This is a genomic window from Streptococcus sp. DD11 (assembly GCF_001578865.1).
In the GTDB taxonomy this organism is placed as follows: Bacteria; Bacillota; Bacilli; order Lactobacillales; family Streptococcaceae; genus Streptococcus; species Streptococcus panodentis.
The window spans coordinates 156,758-159,342 of sequence record NZ_KQ969397.1; the positions used below are offsets into that span (position 1 = coordinate 156,758).

At 54.0% G+C, this 2,585-nt stretch carries 2 protein-coding genes; both read right to left on the bottom strand.

Going from position 1 to position 2,585, the window contains the following annotated elements; translation table 11 throughout:
- A partial coding sequence (locus STRDD11_RS11840; protein WP_128837500.1) for a nucleoside-diphosphate kinase occupies positions 1-339 on the bottom strand: 339 nt, incomplete at its 3' end.
- A gap of 122 nt (positions 340-461) precedes the next feature.
- On the bottom strand, positions 462-2,585 hold a 2,124-nt coding region (locus STRDD11_RS14925), incomplete at its 5' end, for a pneumococcal-type histidine triad protein (protein WP_164828485.1).

Consider the following 2,585-nt stretch of genomic DNA (forward strand, 5'->3'; position numbering starts at 1 on the left):
GCCCGGAGAGGCTGCATGCGCAAAATCAGCACGAATGGTGCCGGGCAAAGCTTCTTCTGGCAGGGTAGCGCCCATCATGGTCCGCCAGCACTCAATGATCTTTGGACCGGAAATGACACCGACTACAAGCGGTCCTGAGGTCATAAATGCACGGATAGCAGGATAGAAAGCCTTATCCAGCAGCTGCTCATAGTGCTGGTCGATGAGTTCGCTGCTGACCGCTGAGCGGTATTCCAGTCTTTCCAGCTGAAAGCCGCGCTGTTCTATCCGCTGCAGGACCCGTCCGACCAGACCGCGCCGAACACCGTCAGGCTTGACAATAAAAAGTGTTTTCTCCATGTGCTCACCTCATTAACTGCTGTTTTCACTTATTCTATCACATTTTTCAAAAAATAGACAGGCAGGAGCGGATGTGCAAAGAGATTCAAGACTGAGCAAGACCAAGCAGCCTTGAGCTCTCCCTAGTCTGAGCTTGAGTCTGGCTGAGGAAGATACAGGTCCGTGTCAGCCGGACTCCTGTCTTCCCTTTCTGCCTGAGCATCAGCCGGCTGTGCTGCCGGCTCCTCAGTGCTGCCTGCGGGAACAGCTGAAGCCCCTGCAGTCTCTGCAGGCTTCCCAAGAGCCAGCTCCTTTTGCAGTTTCAGCAGCAGCTCCTCGGTCTGCTTCATGATGCTGTTATTGTCCTGCGTCCCCAGAAGGAAGCTGGATTTCAGCCCCGCCAGAGTTTCCTCAGCGGTATCTCTTAAAGGGGAAGGCCCTAACTGAACGAATAAACTCTCTGCTTCTTGGAGTTTTTCAGCCACCCGCTCAGAGGGCACCTGCTCCTCTGCTGGCTCTTCAGCTGCTTCCTCGTCTTCTTCCTCCTTAGCATCTCCTGCCGGCTCTGTATCCTTGCCCAGCGCATGATCGCTGCTGCTGCCCCAGCCGTCCTCAGAAAGAGGTCGGGCCTCCGGATGTTCGACATAGTATTTAATGGTGGCAAAGAGCTCCTCTATGCTATAGCCTGCAGGCGCCTTGTAACTTCCGTCATCAAACCAAGCAAACTTGATATTATGATAATGGTCTTTATGAGGAATGATGAGGTTGCCGTTTTTAACCTCTACAGTATGCTCGACATGATAAGGCAGCCGCACCAGCGGAATCATATTCGCAGCTGAGACTCGATTGTAAATCGCCTGCGCAGACTCACCATCTGCTTTGAAATAAGACTTATCATCAGCTGCTGGAGGCAGAAGCCCTTTTTCATGAGCGACAGTCTGGGCTGCCGCTTTTTCAGCCGCTGACAGGCTGTCCTTGCCAATCCAGTGGCTGTGCCCCATATGCGGCGTGACATAGGCAACCCCCTCATCGCTGATGATGTCATGGGCATCAAAGATATAGCCGTCAGAGGTCGTGTACTTATCTGCCAGCTGGGCTGCCCGAATCTCTTTGGCCGTATAGACAATCTGCGCATTTGGCCGGCCCAGCCGTTCTGGATGGAGGATAGGCGCTGTAAATGCCAGCAGTTCATCTACCAGCCGGGACTTATCGCTTCCTTCAGCATTAAGCTGAGTCAGCAGCTGCTGCAGTCTCTGAAAATCAGCCAGCCGCCCTTTTGACGCCAGCAGACGCTCATGACTGGCTGCCAGAATCTGATAAACCGTCTGATAAAACTCTTGATTGCGTGCGTCCACGTCTGCTTTAGGCTCTGGCAGGCTGACTGCCGGCAGGGCCGGAGCTGGACTCATCTCTTCCCAGCGCTTCTCCAGCTGAGCCACAGCCAGCTGTGACAGATCCTTGGCCAATATATAGCGGTAGTGTCCCTCTTTTTGAAAAACATAACCCTGATCTGCCTTGCGAACCAGCTGAGCAGGCAAATCAGCTTCCTTGACCGGAAGTGTCTCTGCTTCTGACACTGATGGCAGAGGCTGCTCAGGATTCGGGCTGACCGCATTGGCTGATGGCTGGCCGGTCAGCAAGCGGCTGATCTGCTGTTCCAGCGGAGACAGCTGCTCATAAGGAATAAAATGGTAATGGTCGCCATGGGGCACTGCCACACCGGTATCAGTCCATCGGACAATCTGTGCCGGATCATAGAGCAGACCGTCTGCTTCCACATGCCGCTGCTCCTTAGGAAGAGCGTATAATTGCTTTAACAAATCCTGAACCGTCGGATTCACATTTTTCCTGTCCTGCGGCTGAACAGGTTGATTTGCCGGAGCCGTGGACGGCCGAGACGGCGCTGGCTGACTTGGCTGATGGCTGATAAAAGGACCGCTGCTGCCGGCATTTCCCATAACTGGCTGACCAGCCTGACTGACCGCAGGCTGCTGTATGACAGGTCCTCCTGCTAAGACCGGAGCAGCTGGCGAGACTGCCGTCCGCCGGCTGTTCCAGTAAAGCTGTGCAGCTGCCAGTTCTGCCGAAGATAGGTCGCTTTTAGGGATATAATGAAAATGATTGCCATGCGGCACGATAAAGGCGTCCCCTGTATCTTGAATGACATCAGTCGGATGAAAGACATAGCCGTCGTCCGTTGTATAATGGCCATTCTCTCGACGGCTGCCGCTTGTGAGAGAGGCCAGGCTGTTTCCAGCTGCCAAGGA